The sequence below is a fragment of the Chromatiales bacterium 21-64-14 genome, assembly GCA_002255365.1.
Lineage (GTDB): Bacteria > Pseudomonadota > Gammaproteobacteria > 21-64-14 > 21-64-14 > 21-64-14.
The window spans coordinates 109,061-133,711 of record NCBI01000001.1; the positions used below are offsets into that span (position 1 = coordinate 109,061).

Here is a 24,651-nt window from a genome sequence, read left to right on the forward strand (position 1 = left end):
GACGGGCCCCTTGGGGCCCCCGGCGGGCCGGATGGATGGGCATGCGCCTGATATATGTGGGCGCCGGGGCCCGGATTCAATTGGTGGATGGGGCTTGATACCCTGGTCAGGAAGAATACCAGCAATATCCGTGCCACTCAGGGAGGACATCCACCACCGCCGGCCAACGACCGGCAGTGGGTCAATCAGACGCGGCCCGCTGTTGGTCCGCAGACTCGAAGATCAGGTAAGGCTTTGATTCACCGGAAACGACCGATTCGTCGATGACCACCTTGGTAACCCCTTCCAGGGATGGGAGTTCGTACATCGTATCCAGCAAAACGTGTTCTAAAATAGTGCGCAGACCCCGGGCGCCGGTCTTTCGTTCCATGGCCCGCCGGGCCACCGAGCGCAGCGCGTCATCCCGGAACTCCAGTTCGGCGCCTTCCATATCAAACAGCTTGGCGTACTGCTTAGTGACCGCGTTCTTGGGTTCAGTCAGGATCTGAACCAGGGCTTCTTCATCCAGTTCCTCCAGGGTCGCCACCACCGGCATACGACCCACGAATTCCGGGATCAGCCCGAAGCGGATCAGGTCTTCCGGCTCCACGTCATGGAGCAGTTCGCCCACCGATTTGGTCTCATCCTTGCCTTTCACCTCCGCGGAGAAACCGATGCCACTCTTCTGGGATCGGCTCTGGATGATCTTCTCCAACCCCGCAAACGCCCCACCACAGATAAACAGGATGTTGGTGGTATCGACCTGCAGGAATTCCTGCTGGGGGTGCTTGCGCCCGCCCTGCGGGGGGACCGATGCGATCGTGCCCTCGATCAACTTCAGGAGCGCCTGCTGCACACCTTCACCGGAGACATCCCGAGTGATGGACGGGTTCTCCGACTTGCGGGAAATCTTATCGATCTCGTCGATATAAACGATGCCGGTCTGGGCCTTCTCGACATCGTAGTCGCACTTCTGAAGCAATTTCTGGATGATGTTCTCCACGTCCTCACCCACGTAGCCCGCCTCGGTCAAGGTGGTGGCGTCGGCAATGGTGAAGGGGACGTTCAGAAGCTTGGCCAGGGTCTCCGCAAGCAGGGTCTTACCCGAGCCGGTAGGCCCAATCAACAGAATATTGCTCTTCGAGAGCTCGACCTCGTCCTTCCTCCGCCTGGATTCCAACCGCTTGTAATGGTTATAGACGGCGACTGCCAGGACCTTCTTGGCGCGCTCCTGACCAATCACATAATCGTCCAGGACCCGGTTGATCTCGTGGGGCTTGGGGAGCTTCGAACCGCTGACCGCAGACTTTTCCTGGATCTCTTCGCGGATGATATCGTTGCACAGCTCCACGCACTCATCGCACACGAAGACCGAGGGTCCTGCGATCAGTTTGCGCACCTCGTGCTGGCTCTTGCCGCAGAACGAGCAGTAGAGCAGCTTGCCGCCGTCGTTTCCCCTGCCGTTTCGTTCGTTACTCATGTCCCAGCCTCGTTCGGAAAAGCCATCCCAGGCGCCGCTCCAACCGGTCCGCAAAGCCTGCCCCCAACTTCCTATTCAACTACTTCCCGGATCGTCGCGCAAGTATCGCTCCGCAGCACAGCGACGTTGTGATACCCCGCTAACGCCGTGTATTTCATATGGTTACTCCCGCCCACCGGGCACGCTCAGGTGGGTTTTTTGTCTGCCACCGACGCGAGACGCTGGGACATCACCATGTCGATCAGCCCATACTCCCGCGCCTCCTCGCCACCGAGGAACCGGTCACGGTCGGTATCCTGCTCGATTCGTTCCAGAGATTGGCCGGTATGGTGGGAGAGGATCTCGTTGAGCCGCTCCCGCACCCGAAGGATCTCCTTGGCATGGATGTCGATATCCGCGGCCTGGCCCTGCATGCCACCGGACGGTTGGTGGATCATGATCCGTGAATTGGGAAGACAGTAGCGCTTGCCGGCCGCCCCGGCCGCCAACAACACCGCGCCCATGCTTGCCGCCTGACCGATACACATGGTGCTAACGTCCGGCTTGATAAATTGCATGGTGTCGTAGATCGCAAGTCCGGCACTCACCGAACCTCCCGGAGAATTGATGTAGAGGTGGATATCCTTGTCCGGGTTCTCGGACTCCAGGAAGAGCAACTGGGCCACCACCACGTTCGCGGCGTAATCCTCCACCGGGCCCACCAAAAAGATCAGCCGCTCCTTCAGGAGACGGGAGTAGATGTCGTAGGCCCGCTCACCGCGCGCCGTCTGCTCCACCACGATCGGCACCAAGTTCAGGGCCGTGATCGGTTCCGCTCCGCTCATCGCCTTCATATCGGTCATGGCGTTGGTTCCTTTAAAATAACGAAATTGCCTATTTTACAAGGTCTTCAAGCGCGAACCCAGCGCGACCGAGGCGTGCCACCACTATATCGGCACGTTCGGACGTATACCTCAGTCTCATCTCACCCCGCGCCCAACGGGGAAAGGTGGAGGCCCAGAGGAGGGTTCAGCGACCGGTTGGGTTGGTAAGTGCATCAAAAGTGCTGGGAACATCCTTGACCCGGACCCGCTCGGAGATCCAATCCACCACGCAGTCCTCCAGGACCATGGACTCCACACCGCTCAGGAGATCGTGGTTTCCATAGTACCATTTCACCACCTCGTCCGGATTCTCATAGCTGGCGGCGATCTCCTCGACGGCGGCCCGGACCTGAACCGGGTCGACGGGGATCCCATGGACCCGTACCAGTTCCGTGAGGATCAGCCCAAGGGTGACGCGGCGTTCCGCTGTCGATCGCAACGCATCCAGCGGCCCGGGTCGATCCGAGCTGGAGGTTTCTGCCAACTGTTTTTGGAGACGGGCCACCTCTTCTTCCACCAGGCCCTCGGGGGCCTTCACCGGATGCCGCGTCAGCAGGGCATCCATCACTTGGCCCTTGACGCGACTGCGGATGGCGCGGCGCAGCTCCCGGCCCATGTTGGCGCGAACCTCGACGCGCAACGCATCCATGCCCCCGTCCTGGACCCCAAAGGACTGCGCGAAGGCCGCGTCGAGTTCCGGCGCACGCGGCTCTGAGACGGTCCGCACGCTGACCTCGTAATGCACGTGTTTCCCGGCGACATCCGGCTTGGGATAATCCTCCTGATAGGTGACGTCGAAGCTCGCGGTGCCCCCCGGCTGCAACCCGGACAGGTGCTCCTCGAAGGCATCGTGCAGCCGACCCTCCCCAAGCTCCACCGCGACATGCTGGGCCGAGCCCCCGGGGAAATCGTCCCCATCGATTGTACCAATGTAATCGATGACCAAGCGGTCCCCGGCCCGGGCGGCCCGCTCGACCGGCTCCCAGGCCTGCCGCTGGCGTTGCAACACCTCGATCAGGTGGTCCACGTCCTGATCGGTAACCTCCGCAACCGGCCGCTCCAACTCCAGGTCGTCCAGGGACGCCAGCACCACCTCGGGGAAGATTTCGAAGGTGGCGGTGAACTGCAGAGAGGCCCCCGGGGTCAGCTGCCGGGACTCGATTCGCGGCCCTCCGGCGGGGCGTAAGTTTTCCTGGCGCAAGGCGTCGTCCAGGGTCTTCTGCACCACCTCATCCACCACTTCATCCAGTACCCGGGCCCCGTACTTGCGCTCCACAACCTTGAGCGGCACCTTCCCGGGGCGAAAGCCGTCTAGACGTACCCGTTGCGCTAGAGAACGCAAACGCGTGGCCACTTCTTGTTCCACTCGATCCGCCGGGACTTCCACCTTCAGCCGGCGTTGTAATTCGCCAGTAGTTTCAAGAGACACTTGCATGTAGGGACTCCGGATGATAACTGCTTGTATTTATAGTATATATAAAGTTCCTTCGCGATCGGGGCCCTGGGCGCACCCGCCCCGGCCGGATGAAAGTATACCGGCTCGCCCGCGCCCGGCGTACCCCTGGGTTCAAGACGGACTCGGAACCGGCACAGATCTAGGGGGGAAGCGTATGGTGGGCCGTGTAGGAATCGAACCTACAACCTACTGATTAAGAGTCAGCTGCTCTACCAATTGAGCTAACGGCCCGGAAACGCACTAGTCAACCATAGGGACCTGCACGGGGCAAGGGGACCAACCTGGGGTGAGCGATGGGAATCGAACCCACGACCTCCTGGGCCACAACCAGGTGCTCTAACCTGCTGAGCTACGCCCACCATTGATCTTGACATTCGCACCAGCGTGCGGCGCGCCCCTGATCCCCATTGTGTGGCGCGCCCGGCAGGACTCGAACCTGCAACCGTCGGCTTAGAAGGCCGATGCTCTATCCGGTTGAGCTACGGGCGCAGGGACGGCATCCGGCACCGTGGCGCGGACCCGCCGCTCAGGGCCCACTCTGACGCCCGCGGAGATCGACACGCGCGGCCCCCGGCGGTGGCCAACAACTGGTCGGGGTAGAGGGATTCGAACCCCCGACTTCCTGCTCCCAAAGCAGGCGCGCTACCAGACTGCGCTATACCCCGTTGGACGGTCCCCCGCCCACAGGCGGGGACGGCCCAGGGATCGCGGCCGGATCATACGCGCCCCCCTATGGGACGTCAAACCGCCCACTGAATCGTACCAGACCCGCCCGCGCACCGCGACGGGGATAGGCGCGCGAGCGCAGTCCCTTGTCCCCACCCCGGCCGCCATGCGAGAATCCGCGCCTCTCACCCGCCCGCGCGACCCAACAACCAGCCCATGACGGCAGATATCCTCGACGGGAAGACCATCGCAGCCGGGATCCGGCGCGTGGTACAGGGTCGGGTCCGGGCCCACCTGGACGCGGGGCGCCCGGCGCCGGGGCTGGCGGTGGTCCTGGTGGGAACCGATCCGGCCTCCCAGATATATGTGCGCAATAAACGGCGCGCCTGCCATGAAGCCGGCATCACGTCCGACGCCCACGTCCTGCCGGCGGACGTACCCGAGAGCCAACTCCGGGACTTGGTGGACCAACTCAACGCGAATCCACGCATCGACGGCATCCTGGTCCAACTACCCCTACCCCCCCACATCGAGACCGAGACCATTATCGAGCGCATCCGGCCCGACAAGGACGTGGACGGCTTTCATCCCTACAACATCGGGCGCCTGGCCCTGCGGCTACCACTCCTGCGACCCTGCACCCCGCGCGGCATCATGGTGCTGCTGGAAAACACCGGCGAGGTATTCAAGGGCCGCCACGCCGTGGTGGTAGGGGCCTCTAACATCGTCGGCCGCCCGATGACCCTGGAGTTGCTGCTGGCCGGGGCCACGGTGACGACTTGCCATCGCTTCACCCGAGACCTCGCCGCCCACGTGGCTGGCGCCGACATCCTGGTGGTAGCCGCCGGGAAGCCCGGACTGGTGCCGGGAGAGTGGGTAAAGCCCGGCGCCACGGTAATTGATGTGGGAATGAACCGCCGGCCCGACGGGCACTTGGTGGGCGACGTGGAATTCGAGGCCGCCCGGCAGCGCGCTGGCTGGATCACGCCGGTCCCCGGAGGCGTTGGGCCCATGACGGTGGCGGTACTGCTCCAAAATACCCTACACGCCGCGGAGGCCCTCCACGGCGGCGCGCCCGCACGCGCCTAACCAGCCCCCGGCAACAGTACCGTACCGGGCACGGGGCCAAGGTCCGCATCTTCCAGGGGCAGCGGCTTGGCGATCCAGTACCCTTGGGCAAAGTCCACCTGAAGGGCGCGCAGCGCCTCCAGGATCGCCGCATCCTCCACGAATTCCGCAATGGTCTGAATGCCCATCACATGGCCGATGTGGTTAATGGCCTCTACCATAGCGTGATCGATGGGGTCTTCCGTCATGTCACGCACGAAACCGCCGTCGATCTTCAGGTAGTCCACCGGAAGCTGTTTGAGATACGCGAAGGAACTCAGGCCACTGCCGAAATCGTCGAGGGCGAAGCGGCAGCCCATGCCGTGCAGGACGTTCATAAATCGCGTGGCGCGGCTGAGGTTTGCAATGGCAGCGGTCTCGGTAATCTCGAAGCACAGCTGTTCAGGCGCAATGCCATAGTCGTCTACCGTGCCCATGATGAACTCAAGGAATGCTTCATCGCAGATCGATTGACCGGAGAGGTTGATCGCCCAGATCCCGCCATTGCCCCCATTAGGCTCCTGCGCAATCCGACGGCACGCCGCCTTCACCACCCACCGGTCCAAGGGTTGCATGAGATTGTAGCGTTCGGCCGCGGGGATGAATGACATGGGCGGCAGGATCGTGCCATCCTTGTCCACCATACGGACCAGCAGTTCGCGGTGTACCACGGTTCTGCGCGACCCCACCGGTACGATCTCCTGGCAGTACAAACGCAGGCGGTCGTCGTCCAACGCCTGGTTGATCCGCGCGACCAGCCGCATCTCGCCACGGCGTTGTTGGAGCTCCAGGTCCCCCGGCTGGTAGAGATGCACCCGGTTGCGGCCGTGCTCCTTGGCGGCATAGCAGGCGACATCCGCCGCGCTCATGATCTCTGCCACGCCGTGGCTTTCGGAACTGATCGTGGCCACGCCGATGCTCGCCCCCACCTGGAAACTGTGGTCCTCCCAACTGAATCGGAAGTCCTGGACGACCGCCCGGAGACCATCGGCGATGGCATGGGCCCTCTCCATATTGCACCCGTAGAGGAGCAATCCGAACTCGTCACCGCCGAGCCGTGACAGGATGTCGGTATCACGCACCTTGCGGGCGAGCTGCGCGGCCAGCTGGCGCAGTAGTTCATCGCCGGCGACATGCCCGCAAGTATCGTTGACTACCTTGAACTGGTCCAGGTCTAGATAACACAGGGCGTGAGCGGATCCGTCCGCTGCGGCAGTCTCCAAGGCGCGATGGAGCTCCACCTCGAACTGGCGTCGGTTGCACAGCCCGGTAAGCGAATCATAGCTTGCATGATAGGACAATTCGCGCTCCAGCTGGCGCGCATGGCTCACGTCATGGAATACCATAACTGCACCCAATGTGTGCCCCTGGCGGTCATGGATCGGCGCGGCGGAATCGGCGATGGGCATGGACCGCCCGTTCGCACACAGCAATACGCAATGGGGCGGCAGTTCAACGATCCGCCCTTCCGCAAGACAGTGCTCCACCGGGTTGCGCAATTCCACGCCGGAGTGCTCGTTGACCACCCGCATGAGCTCGCTGATCGGCTGCCCGCGCACCTCGCCCACCGACCAACCCGTAAGCTTCTGCGCCACCGGGTTCAGATAGTCGATGGACCCATGGGCATCCGTGGTGACCACCGCGTCTCCGATGGAATGCAGCGTCACTTCGGCCCGCTCCTTCTCACGGAACAACGCGGCCTCGGACTGGCGTACCCGCTTGAGGGCGTCACGCAGGTCTTCCTGCTGCAGGATCAGGAAGTCCAGCGCCTTGTTGATAAAACGCGCCAGGTATCCGAATTCGTCATCCCGTTGTTCATCGAAGCGCAGGTCTGTATCCCCGCGCGAGAAACCCTGCGCGGTCCCGACCATGCGCAGAAACGGGCGGGTCAACACGCGTTGGAGAATCCATTGCAGGACGAATCCCAGCAGCAGGAATGCGAGTGCGACCGAGATCAAGACCCGCTTGCGCTGTGCGGCGATCGCGTCGCGCAGATCGGTCCGATAGATCCGCAGTGTCATAAACGGCGGCACCCCAGACCCGGTTGCAAACCGGTAAGGCACCACGCGCAGGTAGGCCGTAAGCCCCGCGGCTCCGGCACCGACGTGGACCTGCCGGGTGCCGGCCTGGAGTTCCACCGCCGGAACGCGGAACCGGTGGCGCAACCGTCGGGCCTCGGCGGCCACCTGATCGAAGGATGCCTCTGGATGCCCATGCACATAGGTGTCCATCCGGTAGGCGAAGCTGTCCGCCTCAGTCTGGTACTGCTCGATGATCTGGGCTTCCAGGCCGTGCAGCAACACCAGGGCGATGAGCAAACCGACCAGCAGGTTGCCCCAGAACACGATGCCCGAGATCTTCAAGGTCAGGCTGGCCGCCCAGGTCACGCCGCGGCCACCGCGATCGCGCGTCTCGAACTTCATCCCGAGGGCCTCTACCTGAACCCGATCAACTGGAGCAGTATCAGCACCGGACACACCCCACTGACACCGGCGCCTAGGATGGTAAAGCCCATGAACCAGGGAAAGAACCAGAGCTGGGTCGGGAACACCTGGACGGTCAGCACCAGCATGATGCTGGCCACGATCCGCCACGCGCGTTCCGCGTCGAAGGAGATCGGGGGTCCGATGGCGGAAACCAAGGCCCCGCACCCCGCACCCGGTGGCGCACGTCCACCACTGCGCGGATGGATCGCCAGCCAGGACAGACGCCGGCCGGTAACCCCCTCCAGGAACAGCAGTGTAACCAAGCCCAGCAACCCGGCTTGGGACTCCAGATACAACGCCACCAGCAGCAGGAATCCAAACAGGGACCGGAAGTTGCGATCAGTCATCGCGCATGCACCTTGGCCGGTCCTGGTGGGCACGCGGAAATCGCGGCCGAGAAACCGGTCGTAAGCCCTTTATCGGCACGGACTGAATAAACTTGAACCGGCGCGCGGGCGCGCGCCCAGGTCAGCCCCGACGCCAGGTGGTACCCTGGGGGCCGTCTTCCAGCAGGATCGCCGCAGCAGCGAGACGATCCCGCACCCGGTCGGCGGCGGCCCAATCGTGCCGGCCGCGCGCCTGGGCGCGTTCCTCGATCAAGCTTTCGATCTCCGTCTCACTCAGCGCTGTGTCGGCGGCAGGCGCCACCCCCTGAAGGAACCGGTCGGGGTCCTGGTGCAACAGGCCAAGCCCGGCACCCAGGGCACGCAGGCCGGCGCTCAGCCCTGCTGCCTGCTGCGGGGATGCGTCCCGCACCCGGTTGATCTCGCGGGCCAACTCAAAAAGCACCGCAATGGCCTCCGGGGTGTTGAAGTCGTCGTCCATGGCGGCGCGGAAGCGCGCCTCGAACTCGTCACAACCGGCGCTGTAGGCAGAGGGCAGACCACGCAGCGCGGTATACAGCCGGCCCAAGGCCAGCCGGGCGGTCTGCAGCTGGTCCTCACCGTAGTGGACCGGGCTGCGGTAGTGGCTCGACAGCAGGAAAAACCGGATAACCTCGGCCGGAAACCTGGCGAGGACTTCACGGATAGTGAAGAAATTCCCAAGGGACTTGGACATCTTCTCGTCGTTTACCCGCACGAACCCGGCATGCATCCAGTAGTTAACGAAGGGCTGCCCGGTCGCGGCCTCCGACTGGGCAATTTCGTTCTCGTGGTGAGGAAAGCGCAGGTCCTGCCCGCCGCCATGGATATCGAAGTGGGGCCCCAGATGCGCCGTAGACATGGCCGAGCATTCGATATGCCAACCGGGCCGACCGCACCCCCAAGGCGTATTCCAATTGGGTTCGCCGGGCTTGGCTGCCTTCCACAGCACGAAGTCCAGAGGGTCGTCCTTGGCCTCGCCGATCTCCACCCTCGCTCCAGCGCGCAGGCCCTCGAGACGCTCACCGGACAGTCGGCCGTAGGCGGGAAAACGGCTGACATCGAAATAGACGTCGTGGTTTTCCGCACGGTAGGCATGCCCCTTCTCCAACAGGACGCCAATCATGGATTCGATGCCATCGATATGCTCAGTGGCGCAGGGTTCATGATCCGGGCGCAGTACGCCGAGCGCAGCGGCATCCTCGCGCATCGCCTCGATATAGCGGCGCGTGAGTTCCGTATACTCAACCCCGGCCTCCCGGGCACGGCTGAGGATCTTGTCGTCGATATCAGTGATGTTGCGCACATAAGTGACCTGATACCCGCTGGCACGCAGATAGCGCACCACCACATCGAACACCACCAAAACCCGGGCATGCCCGATATGGCTATAGTCATAGACCGTCATGCCGCAGACGTACATCCGCACCCGCCCGGGCTCAATCGGCCGGAACGGTTCCTTCTTCCGAGTCAGGCTGTTGTAGATCTGCAGCATCGTCTCCATGCTCCTCAGCCACCGCTCTGCGCGAGCGCGGCCGCCAAACGCCGGCGTACCCGCTCCGCACCCATCAGGTCCCACACCCGTGCCAGCTCCGGACCGTGGGTCTCGGTGGTGAGCGCCACGCGCAACGGCATAAACAGTGCCCGGCCCTTCACCCCCAGCTCCCGCGTCAGTGCGGCGCGCAACGCCTCGAACGATATCGGCCCTTGGGCGAGTGCCGCGAGCGCGGCCTGGAAGAACGGTATCCCCGCGACGCACAACTCAGCACACGCCTCTTCGCCATAGCTTGGCGGTTCACCAAACAGGCACCGGGCCCACCGCAGCGCGTCCTCCGGAAACTCGATATTCGCGCGCACCGTGGCGGTGAATGCAACGTACTTGTCGGCGGGCACGAGACCCCGCAGGGATGCCGGTTCCGCGGGCCCGCGGGCGCAGATCCAGTCCCACAGATCGGCGTCCGCGAGACGGTCCAGCGCCAGCCTCTGCCAGTGCCGCAGCTGAGCTGCGTCGTAGCGGGCCGGGGCATGGCCCAGTCGCGCCACATCGAAACCCCGGGCCAGTTCCTCCAGGTCCACGAGGCGGTCCTCGGCATAAGTGTGGCCGACCCGCGCCAGATAATTCACCAGGGCCTCTGGCCGATATCCGGACTCGCGCAGCTCCCGAACGCTGCGCGCCCCATGGCGCTTGGACAAGGGCGTGCCGTCATCCCCGGTGATCAGGGAGAGATGGCCATAGCGTGGCGCCGGCAGACCCAGCGCTTGCAGGAGCAACAGCTGACGCGGCGTATTGGTCAAGTGATCCTCGCCGCGCAACACGTCGCTCACCTCCATCAGTGCATCGTCCAGCGCGTTGCAGAAGAAGAATGCCGGTGTCCCATCCGCGCGCCGTATGATGAAATCCCCCAGATCCGAAGTAACGAAGCGCTGCGGACCCCGCATCAGGTCTTCGAATTCCACGTTCCGATCCGGTGGCACCCGGAACCGGAGGCTGGCGCCCAGACCGCTGGCATGTCGTTCCCGCACCTGATCCGCGCTGAGCCGGGCACAGGTGCCCGGATAGCGCGGCGGGCGCCCGGCACGCAGTTGGGCGGCGCGCGCCTGTTCCAGCACATCCGGCGTGCAGAAACACGGGTAGGCGTGGCCCAGCTCCTCCAGTCGATGATAATAATGCCGGTACACCTCGCCACGCTCGGACTGGCGATAGGGTCCGCGCGACGCGCTGCGCCCGGGGCCCTCTTGCCACCCGAGGCCCAGCCATTCGAGGTCCTCCCGCAGGGCCTGGTCGTATTCCTCGCCACTGCGTTCGGGGTCGCTATCCTCGATCCGCAGCAGAAACACCCCGCCGGCCCGACGCGCCCACAGCGCATTGAACAGGGCGGTGCGGGCGTTGCCCAGGTGCAGGAAACCGGAGGGACTCGGCGCGAAGCGGGTCTTCACAGGGGCGGGGTCATCCGAATTGATCGTGGCTCCGGGGTTCCCGCGACACCGGGCACCCGGAACGCGGGCAACCCGGGGCGCGGCCTCCTGCACGCCTGACGCGCCTTCCGGGGCCATGGCACACAGGGCCCACATGGTAGCCGAAACCCGGAACGCGGCCAAATGCGGCTTTTGCAACGCGCCGGGAGCCTTTATCATGGCCGCTGACCGCCCTCAGGAGAAGCGTCTATGATCAAGCTGCACACCAACCGCGGGACCATCGGGATCGAGCTGGATCACGAGCACGCCCCGCAGACCGCCGCAAATTTCCTACGCTACGCACGAGACGGCTTCTACGAGGGCACGTTGTTCCATCGGGTGATCCGCGGGTTCATGATTCAGGGCGGAGGACTGGACCCCGATATGCGCACCAAACAGACCCAGCCCCCGATTCAAAACGAGGCGGACAACGGTCTGCACAACCGCACCGGGACGGTGGCAATGGCACGCACTCAGGATCCCCATTCCGCCACGGCCCAGTTCTTCATCAACGTAGCCGACAACGCCTTCCTGGATCATACGGCCGCCACCCCCGCCGGCTGGGGCTACTGCGTCTTCGGCCGGGTGGCGGACGGCATGGACGTGGTGCGCGAAGTGGAAACGGGAGGCACCGGCTCCCGGTCCGGGCATCAGGACGTGCCCACCGAGGACGTGATCATCGAACGGGTGGAAGTGATCGACGAACCGGAAACCGGCGCGGCCCCGTGACCGGTGATACATGACGGAGACGCTGTTCATTTCGGACCTGCACTTGGACCCGGAGCGCCCGGCGATCACGGAGCTGTTCCTGGAATTGCTGGGCGGCCGGGCGGCGCGCTGCGCGGGCCTCTACATCCTCGGTGACCTGTTCGAGGCGTGGGCCGGCGACGACGACCTGACCCCGCAAATCCGTGACGTCCTGGATGGACTCCAGCAACTCACGGTGGGTGGAACCCCGGTGTTTCTGATGCACGGCAACCGGGACTTTCTGATCGGGGCCGACTTCGAGGCCCTCACCGGATGCCGGATCATCCCGGATCCGACGGTGGTGGAGCTCCAGGACAAGCGGGTGCTGTTGATGCACGGCGACACCTTGTGCATCGATGACGAGGACTACATGGCGTGGCGCGCCACCGTGCGCAACGACCGTTGGATCCGCGAATTCCTGACCCGCCCCTTGGACGAGCGCCGCTCCCTGGTACGCATGGCGCGTGAACGCAGCCGCACCGCGACCCGCAATAAACCCGAGGAGATCATGGATGTCAATCAGGGTGCGGTAGTACAAGTGATGGATGCCCACCGGGTCCATTGGTTGATCCACGGCCATACCCATCGACCCGCTTTCCACCATTTCGATCTGCACGGACAACCGGCCACCCGCATCGTTCTGGGCGACTGGTACCGGGAGGGAAGCCTGCTCGCATGGACCGACGCGGGCGGTTCGGCCGAAATGCTGCCATTGCCCGGCTAGGCCGAATGGCAACTCAAGTAAGCACCATGCGCCGGTAACCCGCATGATGCCGAAGGACCGCGGAAGATGGTGTGATCCGCAACCGGGCGGATTCCACCGCACGGTCCCAGTCCGCCACTGTAGTGGTTAGCAGCCGTCATGAAGAAGCGGGCGTGGCATCCGTCCGATTGTCATTGGGATGCACGTGACCGGCGCTCAACGCCGCTCCGCTCGGGTGGCCCATAGTCGCTCCAGCAGGTCCATTTCCCCATCGGTGAAGCCGGCGCGATGACGTGCCCCGCGCTGAAACGGGCCGCGGATCCGGCCGGCAGCGAACCGCAACAGTAGTTCACCGTAGACCACCTCCGTATCCAACCCGCGCTGACTGCAGAGGTAACGGAACCAACGCGTGCCTACCGCCACATGGCCGATCTCGTCGCGCTGGATCACCCTGAGGATCGCCGCGCTCGCCCTATCCCCCACCGCCTCCAGCCGTGCCAAGATGCCAGGAGTCACGTCAAGTCCGCGGGCTTCCAATACCCGCGGCACCAGCGCCATGCGCACCAAGGGATCGTGGGCGGTCTGGCGCGCCATGTCCCACAGGCCATCGTGACCTGGAAAATCCCCATAGGCGTGGCCCAGTTCCCGAAGCCGGCGTTGCAGGAGCCGGAAGTGGGTAGCCTCTTCTTCCGCGACCCGCACCCAGTCTGCGTAGTAAGCCACCGGCAGCCCGCGGAAGCGATATACCGCGTCCCAGGCCAAGTTGATGGCATTAAACTCGATATGCGCTAAGGCATGGAGCAAGGCGGCCCGTCCCTCGGGGGAGGACAAATGGCGCGGCGCCAGTTCCCGGGGCACCACCAATGGTGGTCTGGGGGGACGGCCCGGCGCGTCCAGCGGCTCCGGCGCGGCAGCGGACTGCACGTTCAGGTGTCCAATACGCCAGCCATGGGCCGCCGCACGACCCAAAGCGATCTTCTCCTCCACGCGGTCGGCCCGTAGGCACCCCCACGCCGCTTCAAAGAGATCGCCCACTAGGTCCTCCAGGTAATGAGATTGTCATTATTGCAAATCATTCTCAGCAGACCTTGGGCAAGATCCAAGTGAGCGAATCGGTGCCGGAACAGCCGCGCGCGGACCTCGAACGGGAACTGCACACCACTACGGTGCTGCACAAAGCCGCCGCCGATTGCTGGGAACAGGCGACGGGGGGAGCAAGGCCCTGTTCCAGGAAATCCTGGCACGGGAGGAAGCGCATATCGGCTGGCTCGAAACCCAGATCGACCTGGTAGACCGGCTCGGGCTACCCAGCCACCTGCAGTCCCAGCTATAAGACCGCGATTGCTGACGGCGACCTCCAGCCGATCATGAGATCCATGACGTTGGTGCCGGTCGGACCGGTCTGAATCAAATCGCCGCTGGCCGCGAGGAAGGTACCGGCATCGGCCCGGGCAAGGCAGTCGGCGCCGTCCAGTCCATGGGACTCTCCACGACCCACACTGGCACCGTCCACCAGGGCACCCGCGTCCTCGGTAGACCCATCGCCGCCGTCGGTGCCCACCGCCAGCAGCGCCACACCGGGCTGATTTCGAAACTCCAGGGCCGCCGCCAGGGCCAGAGACTGGCAACGCCCGCCGCACCCAGGCGCGGCGGGCAAACACACCGTGGTCTCCCCGCCCCAGATGGAAAACCCCGGTGGCCCCTCCATGATCCGCCGCGCTAGCCAGCGACCGGCCACTGCCGCTGCACCGTCCACGAAGTCGGAATACAGAGTCACCGGTCCACCCAGACGCCGGGCGCAATCCGCAGCCGTTTGCTTGGCATCTTCGAGACGCGCCACCACCCGGATCTCGGCCACCCCCAAGCCGGGAGCCCCAGGCGCCGGAACCGGGGGTTGCCGTTCCGTCAGCGTCCGCAGCCACGGGGGCACCTCCGGCATATCGCGGGATCCGGCACTACCGGGGACCAGCAGCCCGGAGCCAATGACGGCGGGATCGTCGCCACGCACATCGGAGACCAGGAGGGCCAGCACGCGTCGCCCCTGCAACCACCGTAGCAAGCGGCCGGCCTTGATGGCGGACAGGGAGCTCCGTATCCGGTTCATCTGCCGGATGTCCAGCCCACTGGCCAGCAGCCATCGGTTGACCCCCGCCAAGTCTTCCAGGGACAGCCCGTCCGGCAGCACCTCCACCAGACTGGAGGCGCCCCCTGAGATCAGAAACCATAGGGGATCGTTCATCGGGGTCTGCTGAATAAACTGCAGCAGCGCCGCGCCCGCCGCGAGGCTCGCCCGGTCGGGGACTGGATGCCCCGCCTCCCGGCAATGGATCCCCTGTTGAGCGCAGAGGCCCGAATCAACATGGCCGGATTTGGTGATCACCAGCCCACGGCACACGCGCCCGGCGACCGCTCCCAGAGCGCCGCGGGTCATGGCGCAGGCCGCCTTGCCCACCGCCACCAAGTGCAGCGTGCCGCCCGGCAACTCGCCTTGCAACGCGCGGCCCACACAGGTGGCGCCGTCCACCGCCCCCAGGGCCGCCTGCAGCACTACGAGCAGCCGGTGCCGATGCTCATCTATGGACACCCATCCCCTCCGCAGGCCGGGAGCGATCGGGGAACACCGCCAGCCCCCCTCCCGCATTCACACCGCTCCGTTGCGGTGGCCGCCGCATGCGCAAGGACCGGGTGCGTTGCTTGCGCCCGCCGCCACGGTGTATTGGCCCCACTACTGCCGGCATACGGCAATCAACCGGCGACATCTCAGCACCCCGGTCACGATCGCCGGCGCGAAACCTGGGCTAACCCTGCAGGGCCGCCAGACCCCGTGCCAGATCGACCTTCAGGTCCTCGACGTCCTCGAGACCCACGGCCACCCTCAGCAACCCATCAGCGATCCCGGCCGCGCCCCGTGCCTCCGGCGTTATCCGGGCGTGGGTGGTGGTAGCGGGGTGGGTAATCGTGGTCTTGGTATCGCCTAGATTGGCAGTGATGGATAGCAACCGGGTGTGGTCCACCACCGTCCACGCCCCGGGTTGTCCGCCATCTACCTCGAAGGCAACGATGCCACCGAAGGCCGATTGCTGGCGCGCCGCGAGGCGGTGCTGAGGGTGGGACGGCAGGCCCGGGTAGTGCACCCGCAGCACCTGCGGCTGAGCCTCCAGCCAACGCGCGAGTTCGAGGGCAGCGGCGCTGTGGGCTCGCATCCGCAGGGCCAGTGTCTCCAGCCCCTTCAGGAATACCCACGCATTGAAGGGGCTCATGCTCGGACCGGCGGTGCGCAAAAACCCGAACACCTCCTTGCCTACCAGTTCCTCGCTGCCGATGACCGCACCGCCGATACAGCGGCCCTGTCCATCCAGATACTTGGTGGCGGAGTGGATCACGATATCAGCGCCGAGGCGCAGGGGTTTCTGCAGCGCCGGGGTGCAGAAGCAGTTATCAACAACCAGCAAACACCCGCGTCCATGGGCAATATCCGCCAGGGACGCGATGTCCGCCACCTCCGTCAGCGGATTGGAGGGCGTTTCCAGGAACAGCAACCGGGTCTGCGGCTGGATGGCCCGTGCCCAAGCGTCGAGGTCGGACAGGGGCACATAGCCCGCCCCCACACCGAACCGGGCCAGATAGGTGTTGAAGAGACTCGTGGTACTGCCGAAGATGCTGCGCGAAGAAACGATGTGATCCCCGGCCTTGAGCAGGGCCATGCAGGTCGAGAGGATCGCCGCCATACCCGACGCGGTCGCCACGCAGCATGCCCCGCCCTCCAGTGCCGCCAATCGGCGTTCGAAGGTCCGCACCGTCGGATTCGTGAAGCGGGAATAGATGTTGCCCGGCTCCGCCCCCGAAAAGCGCGCTGCGGCCTCGGCTGCGCTGCGGAATACGAAGCTGGAGGTGGGAAAGATTGGTTCGGAGTGCTCGGCCTCGCTCGTGCGCACTTGTCCGGCGCGCACCGCCAGGGTCTCAAACCGGTAGTCGTCCGGCTGCTCTGCGTCCATCCCATCGCTCCTCGTCGTACCGGGCGACACCACCCATCTCGCGAAACGGCGGGTACGCGGCCAGAAGGACGCAAAAAAACCCGCTTTCCACGGCAGCGAAAGCAGGTCGGCCCGCTTTAGCTGCATTTATTACGCGCCCGCAAGCTGTAGTCAAATCGGCGCGATCCACCCGCAGATTAGTCCCGCCCCGGCAAGTTTGTCAACAGCACGGCGCCAGGCAACCAACGGCTATTCCACCCATTGCGCCGAGAGGCGGCACGCGTGCCCACGGATGCGGCGCAGTCACCCCCTTGGTCAAGAGGCATTGTGCAGTTCGATCACCGGGTTGTCGCCGGAATCCTGCTCCGGCGCTACCGAACCCCGGGAGCGCTCCTTGGCCGAATCGCTGCGCAGCCGTTCTAGTCGGCTCAGGTAGCTCTTGCTCACGTCACCGGTCACGTACTCCCCCGTAAAAATCGAGGTGTCGAAACTCTCCAGGCGCCGGTTGCCACGCCGCACGGCGTCAATGAGGTCTGGCAAATCCTGGTAAATCAGCCAGTCGGCGCCGATCTCCGCAGCGAGTTCCGCCTCGTTGCGACCATGGGCGACCAGTTCTCCCGCCGCCGGCATATCGATGCCGTAGACATTTGGATACCGGACTGGTGGTGCCGCGGACGCGAAATAGACCTTGCGGGCACCGGCTTCCCGGGCCATCTGGATGATCTGCCGGGAAGTGGTGCCACGCACGATGGAGTCGTCCACCAGCAGGACATTCTTGCCCTCAAACTCGAGTCCGATCGCGTTCAGCTTCTGGCGCACCGACCGCTTGCGCTGCTGCTGGCCCGGCATGATAAAGGTACGCGGGATGTAGCGGTTCTTGACCATCCCTTCCCGGTACTTCACACCGAGGTGGTAAGCGAGTGGCAATGCCGCCGTGCGGCTGGTATCGGGGATCGGGATCACCACATCGATGTCGTGATCCGGGCGTTCACGCAGGATCTTTTCCGCCAGCTTCTCCCCCATCCGCAGGCGTGCCTTATAGACCGAGACATCGTCGATGATCGAGTCGGGACGCGCCAGATAGACATATTCGAAGATGCACGGGGAATAGACCGGATTCTCGGCGCACTGGCGGCTGAAGAACCGTCCGTCAGGCGTGATATACACCGCCTCGCCGGGTTCCAGGTCACGAACCAGTTCGAAGCCAAGCATATCCAGCGCGACGCTCTCGGAAGCGATCATGTACTCGATCCCGTGCGCGCTCTGACGCTTGCCGAACACGATCGGCCGGATCCCGAACGGATCGCGGAACCCGATGATCCCGTAGTCCGGGATCATCGCCACCGCGGCGTAGGCGCCGCGGCAGCGGCGATGCAGCCCGGCGACAGCCTGGAAGATGTCCTCTTCGTCGATACGCAGTTTGCCCTGGCGCTGTAACTCGTGGGCAAATACATTCAGGAGAATCTCAGAATCGGAATCCGTGTTGATGTGGCGCAGGTCCTCGCGGAATAGATCGCGCTTGAGCTCCTCCGCGTTGGTCAGGTTACCGTTGTGGGCGAGCGTAATGCCGTAGGGAGAGTTGACGTAGAACGGCTGTGCCTCGGCAGAGCTCTCGCAGCCCGCCGTCGGATAGCGCACATGGCCGATTCCCATCTTGCCGGGTAGCCGGATCATGTGCCGTGTGTGGAAGATGTCCCGGACCAGCCCGTTGTCTTTGCGCAAAAACAGCCGACCCTGGTCACAGGTCATGATTCCCGCCGCATCCTGGCCCCGATGCTGCAGTACCGTCAGCGCGTCGAACAGGGCCTGATTCACCGGCCCCCGGGCTACAATTCCAACGATGCCACACATGAAACCGTCACCTCACGAGAAACACATCATGCGGGGGCGCGCTGCGCCCGTACCCCCGGGAGTTCATTTGAACACGAAATTGGCCGCGATCCCCGGCGGGAGCCAACCCCGCAACCACACAGCCAAGGACTGAAAGTGGCCCAAAAGCAGTGATTCCCGCCACCATGGGTCCTTCGGTGCCGGCGTCAGCCCGGCGAGCAACACCAGCAAGGCCACCAGGGCGACTCCGCGGGCCAAGCCGAACAGGGCGCCTACCAGCCGGTCCGTTCCGGTCAGTCCGCTCTTCTTCACCACCTGTACCGCCGCGTAGTTCAGGAGCGCGCCCACCAGCAGCGTCAGCACGAACAAGACCGCAAACGCCACGGCGACTCGAACGGACGGGGTGGAGATAAAGCGGGCGAAGAGCCCGGCCAGCTTGTCGGAAAAAACCAGGGCGACCCAGAACGCGGCGATCCAGGCCGCGAGCGCAAGTGCCTCGCGCATGAAACCGCGTACCACGCTGAGCGCCACCGACACCGCGATTACCGCGATGATCGCGTAATCGGCCCACGTCACGGACCGCGCCACCCGCAGCGCGCTTCCAGGCCCGGTCTGGTACTGGCGTCGGGGTCGGCGACACGCGGTGTCATGGGCGCATCATACCAGAGCAGGCCCCGGGGAAGAAGTTTGTGCCCGCATCCTACGGGTAGCTCAGGACTATCCCCGACAGCTTCTGTTGCGTCTGCAGCCGCTGCCGCAAGGCCTCGGCCCGGGCACGATCCAATTCCGGGCCAACGCGCACACGATAAACCGATTGGCGCCCGATCCGCACCCGTTCCACAAACGTGGTGTAGCCGCGCTTACGCAGGCGGTCACGCAGGGCAAGGGCGTTCGCCTCGCTGGTGAGACTCGCCAACTGCACGACCCAGGAATGCAACCCGGTAGGAGCCGCGGTGGCAGGGGTAGGAAGCACGGTTGGCTGGGCTCCACCTGTGGCCGACGCTGGCGGCGGGGACGGGACCTGGGCAGGAACGGGAGCCGCGGCGGGGCTCGGCGCCGGGTGCGCCGGCGCTGCGGTGGCAGATGAGGCCGGTGGCACACCACCAGCCGTGCCGCTGACAATCAACCGCGCGGGAGGCGTGGAGACTGACGGGGCCATCTGCGGGGCCTGAGCCAGATCCGCGGGTGCCTTGAGATCCCACGCCGGCCTGGGGGGAACGCGCGGGGACCCAAACCATCGGCCCCGGCCGTGCGGATTATGCAACAGCATGGGGACAAAGATGACCACCAGGGCCACCACGACGGCGGCCCCCACCAAGCGCTGCTTGAGGACTCGTTCCATGGACTAAGAGGATTCGGCTTCTGTGATCGGTGTGCCGGCTCGACTAGGACCGCGGGCGCCCACGCCCACGCGGGCCTCCACATTACACTGAAAACCCCGCGTCACCAAGGCACCGGCCTACCCGTCTCGCGCACGGGCCGCGCGCTCATCCACCCGCAACGCCTCCTCCACGGTGCGAAATGACCCGAAGATCACGATCCGATCCCCAGGCTGGGCCTCCACCTGCGCCCGCTCCAGGGCGTCCTCGACTCCCGGATGCGTGGATACCCCGCCCCGAACCCCGGCGCGCCGGATGCGGCTAGCGAGTTCTGCCACCGGGACCGCGCGCGGTCCCGGCAGGTCCGCCACCAACCAGCGGTGGACCATGAGGTCCAGTGCCACCACCACACCTTCGATGTCCTTGTCCCCCAGCAGGGCCACCACCGCCAAGGTACGCCCGCCGCAGGGCCGCCGCGCGAGATTGGCCGCCAGGGCCTCGGCCGCCTGGGGGTTGTGAGCTACGTCCAGGATCCGCTCCACCGGACCCGGGATCACCTGGAAGCGCCCAGCGAGTTGGACCTCCTGCAGGCCACGGCGGACGTCGTCCTGACTCACTGGGAAGTGATCCGCTAGCAGCTCCAATGCCATCAGGACCGCGGCGGCGTTGCGTAGCTGGAACTCGCCCGTCAACGCGGGAAACGGCAGGGCGCCGCGGCGCCGGCTCCCGCAATGCCACTCCCAGGACTCCGGCGCGCTGCGGTAGTCGAAATCCACGCCCACGCGGTATAACGGCGTGGACAGGCCCGCGGCGTGGGCGAGCAGGGAACGGGGTGGATCCGGGTCGCCACACACTGCCGGGCGCCGCGGTCGGAAGATACCCGCCTTCTCCCGCGCGATGGTCTCCCGGTCCGGGCCGAGCCAATCCACATGGTCCACGGCCAGCGCCGCCACCACCGCCACATCCGCGTCCACGACGTTGGTGGCGTCCAACCGCCCGCCCATCCCCACCTCCAGGAGGGCGATGTCCACCTGTGCCTCCCGGAACACGTCGAGGGCAGCAAGGGTACCGTATTCGAAGTAGGTCAACGCCACGTCGCGACGCGCGTCGTCGATGCGGGCAAACGCGCGACACAACTGAGCGTCGCTTGCCACCGCCCCGCCAACGCGCACCCGCTCGTTGTAGCGCAACAGGTGAGGAGAGGTGTAGGCCCCCACCCGGTAGCCGGCGGCGCTCAACGTGGAATGCAGCAGGGCGACGCAAGACCCCTTGCCGTTGGTACCTGCCACCGTCACCACCCGGTAGGACGGATGGTCCAGGCCCATGGCCTCTGCCACCCAGCCGACCCGCTCCAGCCCCAGATCAACCCTGCGCGCATGGAGGCCCTCCTGCCATGCGAGCCACTCGTCGAGCGTCTGGAAACCCATCGTCATTCCGTGCTCCGTGACCGGAGATCGTCGGCTGGAGCCGACATTATTCATGAAGGCGGCTGACTGCTCCAGTGGCGGACGGGGGATCACGCGGTGGAATCCGCCCGGCGCGCTTTGCGGTAGCGACGCAACACGCCGTCAGACTATCCCCACGCTGGCGGGCTCACGTGCCCAACACTCACACCATGACCACCGCCATCAAATTCGCTAGATGGCCGGTCTGTGACACACCCGCAGGGGACACCGCGCCCCACGGTGCGGCGCTCGCCAAGGACCACGGCCATGGCCTGCGGCCCGCGCCTTGGCCGGACGCTTTGGGCGAACGCTGACCTGGCCTCCAAGCGTTAACCACTACACTAACGTTCGGGGTGATGGGTCATCTGGGCAAGCAGGGACGCCACCGTATCCCGCAACTCGTGGCGTCCTACGATCATGTCGACGGCACCGTGTTCCAACAAGAACTCGCTGCGCTGGAACCCCTCGGGGAGGGTCTCCCGAACCGTCTGCTCGATGACCCGGGGGCCGGCGAAACCGATCAGGGCCTGGGGCTCCGCGATCAACACGTCGCCGAGGGTGGCGAGGCTGGCGGATACACCGCCCATGGTCGGATCCGTAAGCACCGAGATATAGGGGATACCGCGGCGTGCCAAACGGGTCAACGCCGCCGCCGTCTTGGACATCTGCATGAGCGAGAAAAGGGCCTCCTGCATGCGCGCGCCGCCACTCGCGGAGAAACACACCATGGGGACACCCCGTTCTACGCAGATGTCGGCCCCGCGCACAAACCGCTCCCCGACCACGGAACCCATGGAGCCCCCCATAAAACTGAACTCGAACGCGGCAGCCACCACCGGCGCACCCTTGAGGTGCCCCTCCATCACCACCAGCGCATCGGTTTCGCCGGTATCCTTTTGGGCCTGCGCGATCCGGTCCCGATATTTGCGGCTGTCCCTGAACCTGAGCACATCAACCGGCTCCAGTTCGGCGCCTACCTCGCGCCGTGGGTCCGGATCGAGAAAGCTGTCCAAACGCCGCCGGGCGCCGATCCGCAGGTGGTGGTGACACTTGGGACACACATCCAGCTCCCGCTCCAGTTCCGCCCGGTACAGGATGGCGTTACACGCCTCGCACTTGGTCCATAGGCCCTCTGGCACGGTCCGCTTAGAGCCCCCTTCTGTCCGTATCCGGGTGGATACCAATTTCTTGAACCAGCTCATAGATCCTCAACGTGCCGCGTATGAATCAACCGGCAGCGGTCCGCCGACACATGGCGCCGCATCCGATACCGGTCCCGCACCCCGCCGGGCCCTTCATGACTTACCGGCAGCAACCGGCAGCCGTTCCGCGTCCATGGCGGCGCGCATGGTGCCGAGCAGCAGCGCCACCTCCCGTGCCGCGTGGTCTGGATGGTGGGCCGACTTGGCTATGCGCTGCACCAGGGCGCTGCCCACTACCACCGCGTCCGCCACCGCCGCGACGCGGGCGGCAGACGCGGCGTCTTGGATCCCGAACCCGACGCCCACCGGCAGGCTCGTAATCGTCCGAATCTCCCGAACCTTGTCGGTCACCGACTGCACATCCAGGTGGGCGGCGCCGGTCACGCCCTTCAACGAGACGTAGTATACGAAGCCCCGCGCCACCGCGCAGATGCGGGCGATCCGTTCCCGCGACGTGGTGGGCGCCACCAGAAAAATCGGATCCAGGCCACCCTCGGTACACGCACGTACCAGACCGCCCGCCTCTTCCGGTGGCAGATCCACGGTCAGTACACCGTCCACGCCGGCCTGCACCGCGGCGCGGACAAAACGTTCATAGCCCATGGCCTCCACCGGATTAAGGTAACCCATGAGAACCACCGGCGTGCGCGCATCGTCGCGCCGGAACTCCGCCACCATTTCCAACACCCCGGACAAGGTCACATGGTGGCCCAAGGCACGCTCGCAGGCCGCCTGGATCACCGGCCCGTCGGCCATGGGATCGGAGAACGGCACCCCCAGTTCGACCAAGTCTGCGCCAGCCGCCACCATGGCGTGCAACAGCGGTACGGTCGCGGAGGGATCCGGATCGCCTGCCGTGATATAGGGAATCAGGGCGCTGCGCCCCGCACTGCGCAGCGTCGCAAACATCGCGTCGATGCGACTCATACCTGGATCCCCTCCAGGGTTGCCACGGTGTGGATGTCCTTGTCGCCACGCCCGGACAGGTTGACGATCAGGATTCCCTCGGGCCCCAGTTGCATCGCGAGGCGCGCGGCATAGGCCAGGGCGTGACTAGACTCCAGCGCTGGCATGATGCCTTCGGTGCGCGTGAGGGTGTGGAATGCGGACACGGCCTCGTCGTCGGTGACCGCCACGTAGCGCGCGCGCCCGCTGTCCTTGAGCCAGGCATGCTCAGGACCCACACCGGGATAGTCCAGGCCCGCAGAGATAGAATGGGTGGCGAGGATCTGTCCGTCGGCGTCTTCCATGAGATAGGTGCGGTTGCCGTGCAGCACGCCCACACGCCCGCGGTTGAGGGGCGCCGCGTGGCGCCCGGTATCCAGGCCCGCGCCAGCCGCCTCGACGCCGTAGAGTGCGACCCCGGAGTCGGCCAGAAACGGGGCAAACAAGCCTATGGCGTTGGACCCACCCCCCACGCATGCGACCAGCGCGTCGGGCAATCGCCCCGCCTGGTTCAGGACCTGCGCGCGGGCCTCGCGGCCAATCACGGTTTGGAAGTCACGCACCATCGCCGGATACGGATGCGGCCCGGCCACGGTCCCGATGATGTAGAAGGTGTCGTCCACGTGGGTGACCCAGTCACGCATCGCCTCGTTCATGGCGTCCTTGAGGGTGCGTGAGCCCGAGTTCACCGCCACCACCTGCGCCCCCAACAGGCGCATGCGGTAGACGTTAACGGTCTGGCGGCGAATGTCCTCGGCGCCCATGTACACCACGCATTCAAGACCGAAACGCGCGGCCACCGTGGCGGTAGCTACGCCGTGCTGGCCGGCGCCGGTCTCCGCAATCACCCGGGTCTTGCCCATGTGACGTGCAAGTAGCGCTTGGCCCACCGTGTTGTTGATCTTGTGGGCGCCGGTGTGATTGAGGTCCTCGCGCTTGAGAAATATGCGCGCCCCCCCGAGGGCGTCGCTCCACCGGCGTGCGAGATACAACGGCGATGGACGTCCTACATACTGGGCCAGATCCCGATCCAGTTCCGCCAGAAAATCCGGATCGCCCCGCAACCGCTCATAGGCGCTGCGCAACGCCTCCAGGGGCTCCATGAGGGTCTCGGACACGAACCGCCCCCCGT

At 65.1% G+C, this 24,651-nt stretch carries 20 protein-coding genes and 4 tRNA genes; 3 read left to right on the forward strand and 21 right to left on the reverse strand.

All coding sequences use genetic code 11. From position 1 onward, the window contains the following. Positions 1 to 181: 181 nt before the first annotated feature. The 7 genes from B7Z66_00485 to B7Z66_00515 all read right to left on the reverse strand — a co-directional run bounded on the left by B7Z66_00485 (position 182) and on the right by B7Z66_00515 (position 4,443). Positions 182 to 1,459 carry an ATP-dependent protease ATP-binding subunit ClpX gene (locus B7Z66_00485; protein OYV78079.1) on the reverse strand — a complete coding sequence of 426 codons (1,278 nt, stop codon included), beginning with the start codon at positions 1,457 to 1,459 and terminating at the stop codon, positions 182 to 184. 185 nt (positions 1,460 to 1,644) lie between these two features. Next, entirely contained in the window at positions 1,645 to 2,301 is a 657-nt protein-coding gene (locus B7Z66_00490; GenBank protein OYV78080.1) for an ATP-dependent Clp endopeptidase, proteolytic subunit ClpP, read from the reverse strand. Between the two features lie 166 nt (positions 2,302 to 2,467). Further along, complete coding sequence (locus B7Z66_00495; GenBank protein OYV78081.1) at positions 2,468 to 3,757, reverse strand: trigger factor; 1,290 nt, start codon at positions 3,755 to 3,757, stop codon at positions 2,468 to 2,470. Positions 3,758 to 3,933: 176 nt separating this feature from the next. Further along, positions 3,934 to 4,009: transfer RNA gene (locus B7Z66_00500), tRNA-Lys, on the reverse strand. 51 nt (positions 4,010 to 4,060) lie between these two features. Next, positions 4,061 to 4,137 (reverse strand) — tRNA-His (locus tag B7Z66_00505). 53 nt (positions 4,138 to 4,190) lie between these two features. Next, a tRNA-Arg gene (locus tag B7Z66_00510) sits at positions 4,191 to 4,267 on the reverse strand. 99 nt (positions 4,268 to 4,366) lie between these two features. Further along, a tRNA-Pro gene (locus tag B7Z66_00515) sits at positions 4,367 to 4,443 on the reverse strand. A 217-nt stretch (positions 4,444 to 4,660) separates the two neighbouring features. Here B7Z66_00515 and B7Z66_00520 point away from each other — a divergent pair. Then, positions 4,661 to 5,533: a bifunctional methylenetetrahydrofolate dehydrogenase/methenyltetrahydrofolate cyclohydrolase gene (locus B7Z66_00520; GenBank protein OYV78082.1), complete on the forward strand. Its 873-nt coding sequence runs from the start codon at positions 4,661 to 4,663 to the stop codon at positions 5,531 to 5,533. Here the strand turns inward: B7Z66_00520 and B7Z66_00525 are convergent. The 4 genes from B7Z66_00525 to B7Z66_00540 form a co-directional block, all read right to left on the reverse strand. Further along, entirely contained in the window at positions 5,530 to 7,974 is a 2,445-nt protein-coding gene (locus tag B7Z66_00525) for a hypothetical protein (GenBank protein OYV78083.1), read from the reverse strand. The genes B7Z66_00520 and B7Z66_00525 overlap by 4 nt on opposite strands. Before the next feature lie 11 nt (positions 7,975 to 7,985). Next, positions 7,986 to 8,384, reverse strand: coding sequence for a hypothetical protein (locus B7Z66_00530; protein ID OYV78084.1), 399 nt, complete (start codon positions 8,382 to 8,384; stop codon positions 7,986 to 7,988). A gap of 121 nt (positions 8,385 to 8,505) precedes the next feature. Further along, entirely contained in the window at positions 8,506 to 9,894 is a 1,389-nt protein-coding gene (locus B7Z66_00535) for a cysteine--tRNA ligase (GenBank protein ID OYV78371.1), read from the reverse strand. 14 nt (positions 9,895 to 9,908) lie between these two features. Beyond that, a complete protein-coding gene (locus B7Z66_00540; protein ID OYV78372.1) occupies positions 9,909 to 11,453 on the reverse strand; it encodes a glutamate--tRNA ligase in 1,545 nt (514 codons plus the stop codon). Between the two features lie 111 nt (positions 11,454 to 11,564). Between B7Z66_00540 and B7Z66_00545 the strand changes: the two genes are divergently transcribed. Both B7Z66_00545 and B7Z66_00550 read left to right on the forward strand, forming a co-directional pair. Continuing rightward, the gene (locus tag B7Z66_00545; GenBank protein OYV78085.1) at positions 11,565 to 12,083 is read left to right on the forward strand and encodes a hypothetical protein; all 519 of its coding nucleotides are present in this window, start codon (positions 11,565 to 11,567) and stop codon (positions 12,081 to 12,083) included. A 10-nt stretch (positions 12,084 to 12,093) separates the two neighbouring features. Beyond that, positions 12,094 to 12,825 carry a UDP-2,3-diacylglucosamine diphosphatase gene (locus B7Z66_00550; GenBank protein ID OYV78086.1) on the forward strand — a complete coding sequence of 244 codons (732 nt, stop codon included), beginning with the start codon at positions 12,094 to 12,096 and terminating at the stop codon, positions 12,823 to 12,825. A gap of 195 nt (positions 12,826 to 13,020) precedes the next feature. Here B7Z66_00550 and B7Z66_00555 read toward each other — a convergent pair whose 3' ends face one another. The 10 genes from B7Z66_00555 to B7Z66_00600 form a co-directional block, all read right to left on the reverse strand. Continuing rightward, a complete protein-coding gene (locus B7Z66_00555) occupies positions 13,021 to 13,839 on the reverse strand; it encodes a hypothetical protein (protein ID OYV78087.1) in 819 nt (272 codons plus the stop codon). 292 nt (positions 13,840 to 14,131) lie between these two features. Next, positions 14,132 to 15,445: a hypothetical protein gene (locus B7Z66_00560; GenBank protein OYV78088.1), complete on the reverse strand. Its 1,314-nt coding sequence runs from the start codon at positions 15,443 to 15,445 to the stop codon at positions 14,132 to 14,134. Positions 15,446 to 15,602: 157 nt separating this feature from the next. Next, positions 15,603 to 16,799, reverse strand: coding sequence for an O-succinylhomoserine sulfhydrylase (locus B7Z66_00565; protein OYV78089.1), 1,197 nt, complete (start codon positions 16,797 to 16,799; stop codon positions 15,603 to 15,605). Between the two features lie 294 nt (positions 16,800 to 17,093). Then, positions 17,094 to 18,629: an amidophosphoribosyltransferase gene (locus B7Z66_00570; protein ID OYV78090.1), complete on the reverse strand. Its 1,536-nt coding sequence runs from the start codon at positions 18,627 to 18,629 to the stop codon at positions 17,094 to 17,096. 63 nt (positions 18,630 to 18,692) lie between these two features. Next, positions 18,693 to 19,184, reverse strand: coding sequence for a colicin V production CvpA (locus tag B7Z66_00575; GenBank protein OYV78373.1), 492 nt, complete (start codon positions 19,182 to 19,184; stop codon positions 18,693 to 18,695). 124 nt (positions 19,185 to 19,308) lie between these two features. Further along, the gene (locus B7Z66_00580; protein OYV78091.1) at positions 19,309 to 19,950 is read right to left on the reverse strand and encodes a hypothetical protein; all 642 of its coding nucleotides are present in this window, start codon (positions 19,948 to 19,950) and stop codon (positions 19,309 to 19,311) included. 117 nt (positions 19,951 to 20,067) lie between these two features. Further along, complete coding sequence (locus tag B7Z66_00585; GenBank protein ID OYV78374.1) at positions 20,068 to 21,354, reverse strand: bifunctional tetrahydrofolate synthase/dihydrofolate synthase; 1,287 nt, start codon at positions 21,352 to 21,354, stop codon at positions 20,068 to 20,070. Between the two features lie 359 nt (positions 21,355 to 21,713). Continuing rightward, entirely contained in the window at positions 21,714 to 22,574 is an 861-nt protein-coding gene (locus tag B7Z66_00590) for an acetyl-CoA carboxylase carboxyl transferase subunit beta (protein ID OYV78092.1), read from the reverse strand. Between the two features lie 93 nt (positions 22,575 to 22,667). Beyond that, positions 22,668 to 23,501, reverse strand: a complete 834-nt coding sequence (locus B7Z66_00595; protein ID OYV78093.1) for a tryptophan synthase subunit alpha — start codon at positions 23,499 to 23,501, stop codon at positions 22,668 to 22,670. After that, the gene (locus tag B7Z66_00600; protein OYV78375.1) at positions 23,498 to 24,622 is read right to left on the reverse strand and encodes a tryptophan synthase subunit beta; all 1,125 of its coding nucleotides are present in this window, start codon (positions 24,620 to 24,622) and stop codon (positions 23,498 to 23,500) included. The genes B7Z66_00595 and B7Z66_00600 overlap by 4 nt, the downstream gene beginning before the upstream one ends. Positions 24,623 to 24,651: the final 29 nt, after the last annotated feature.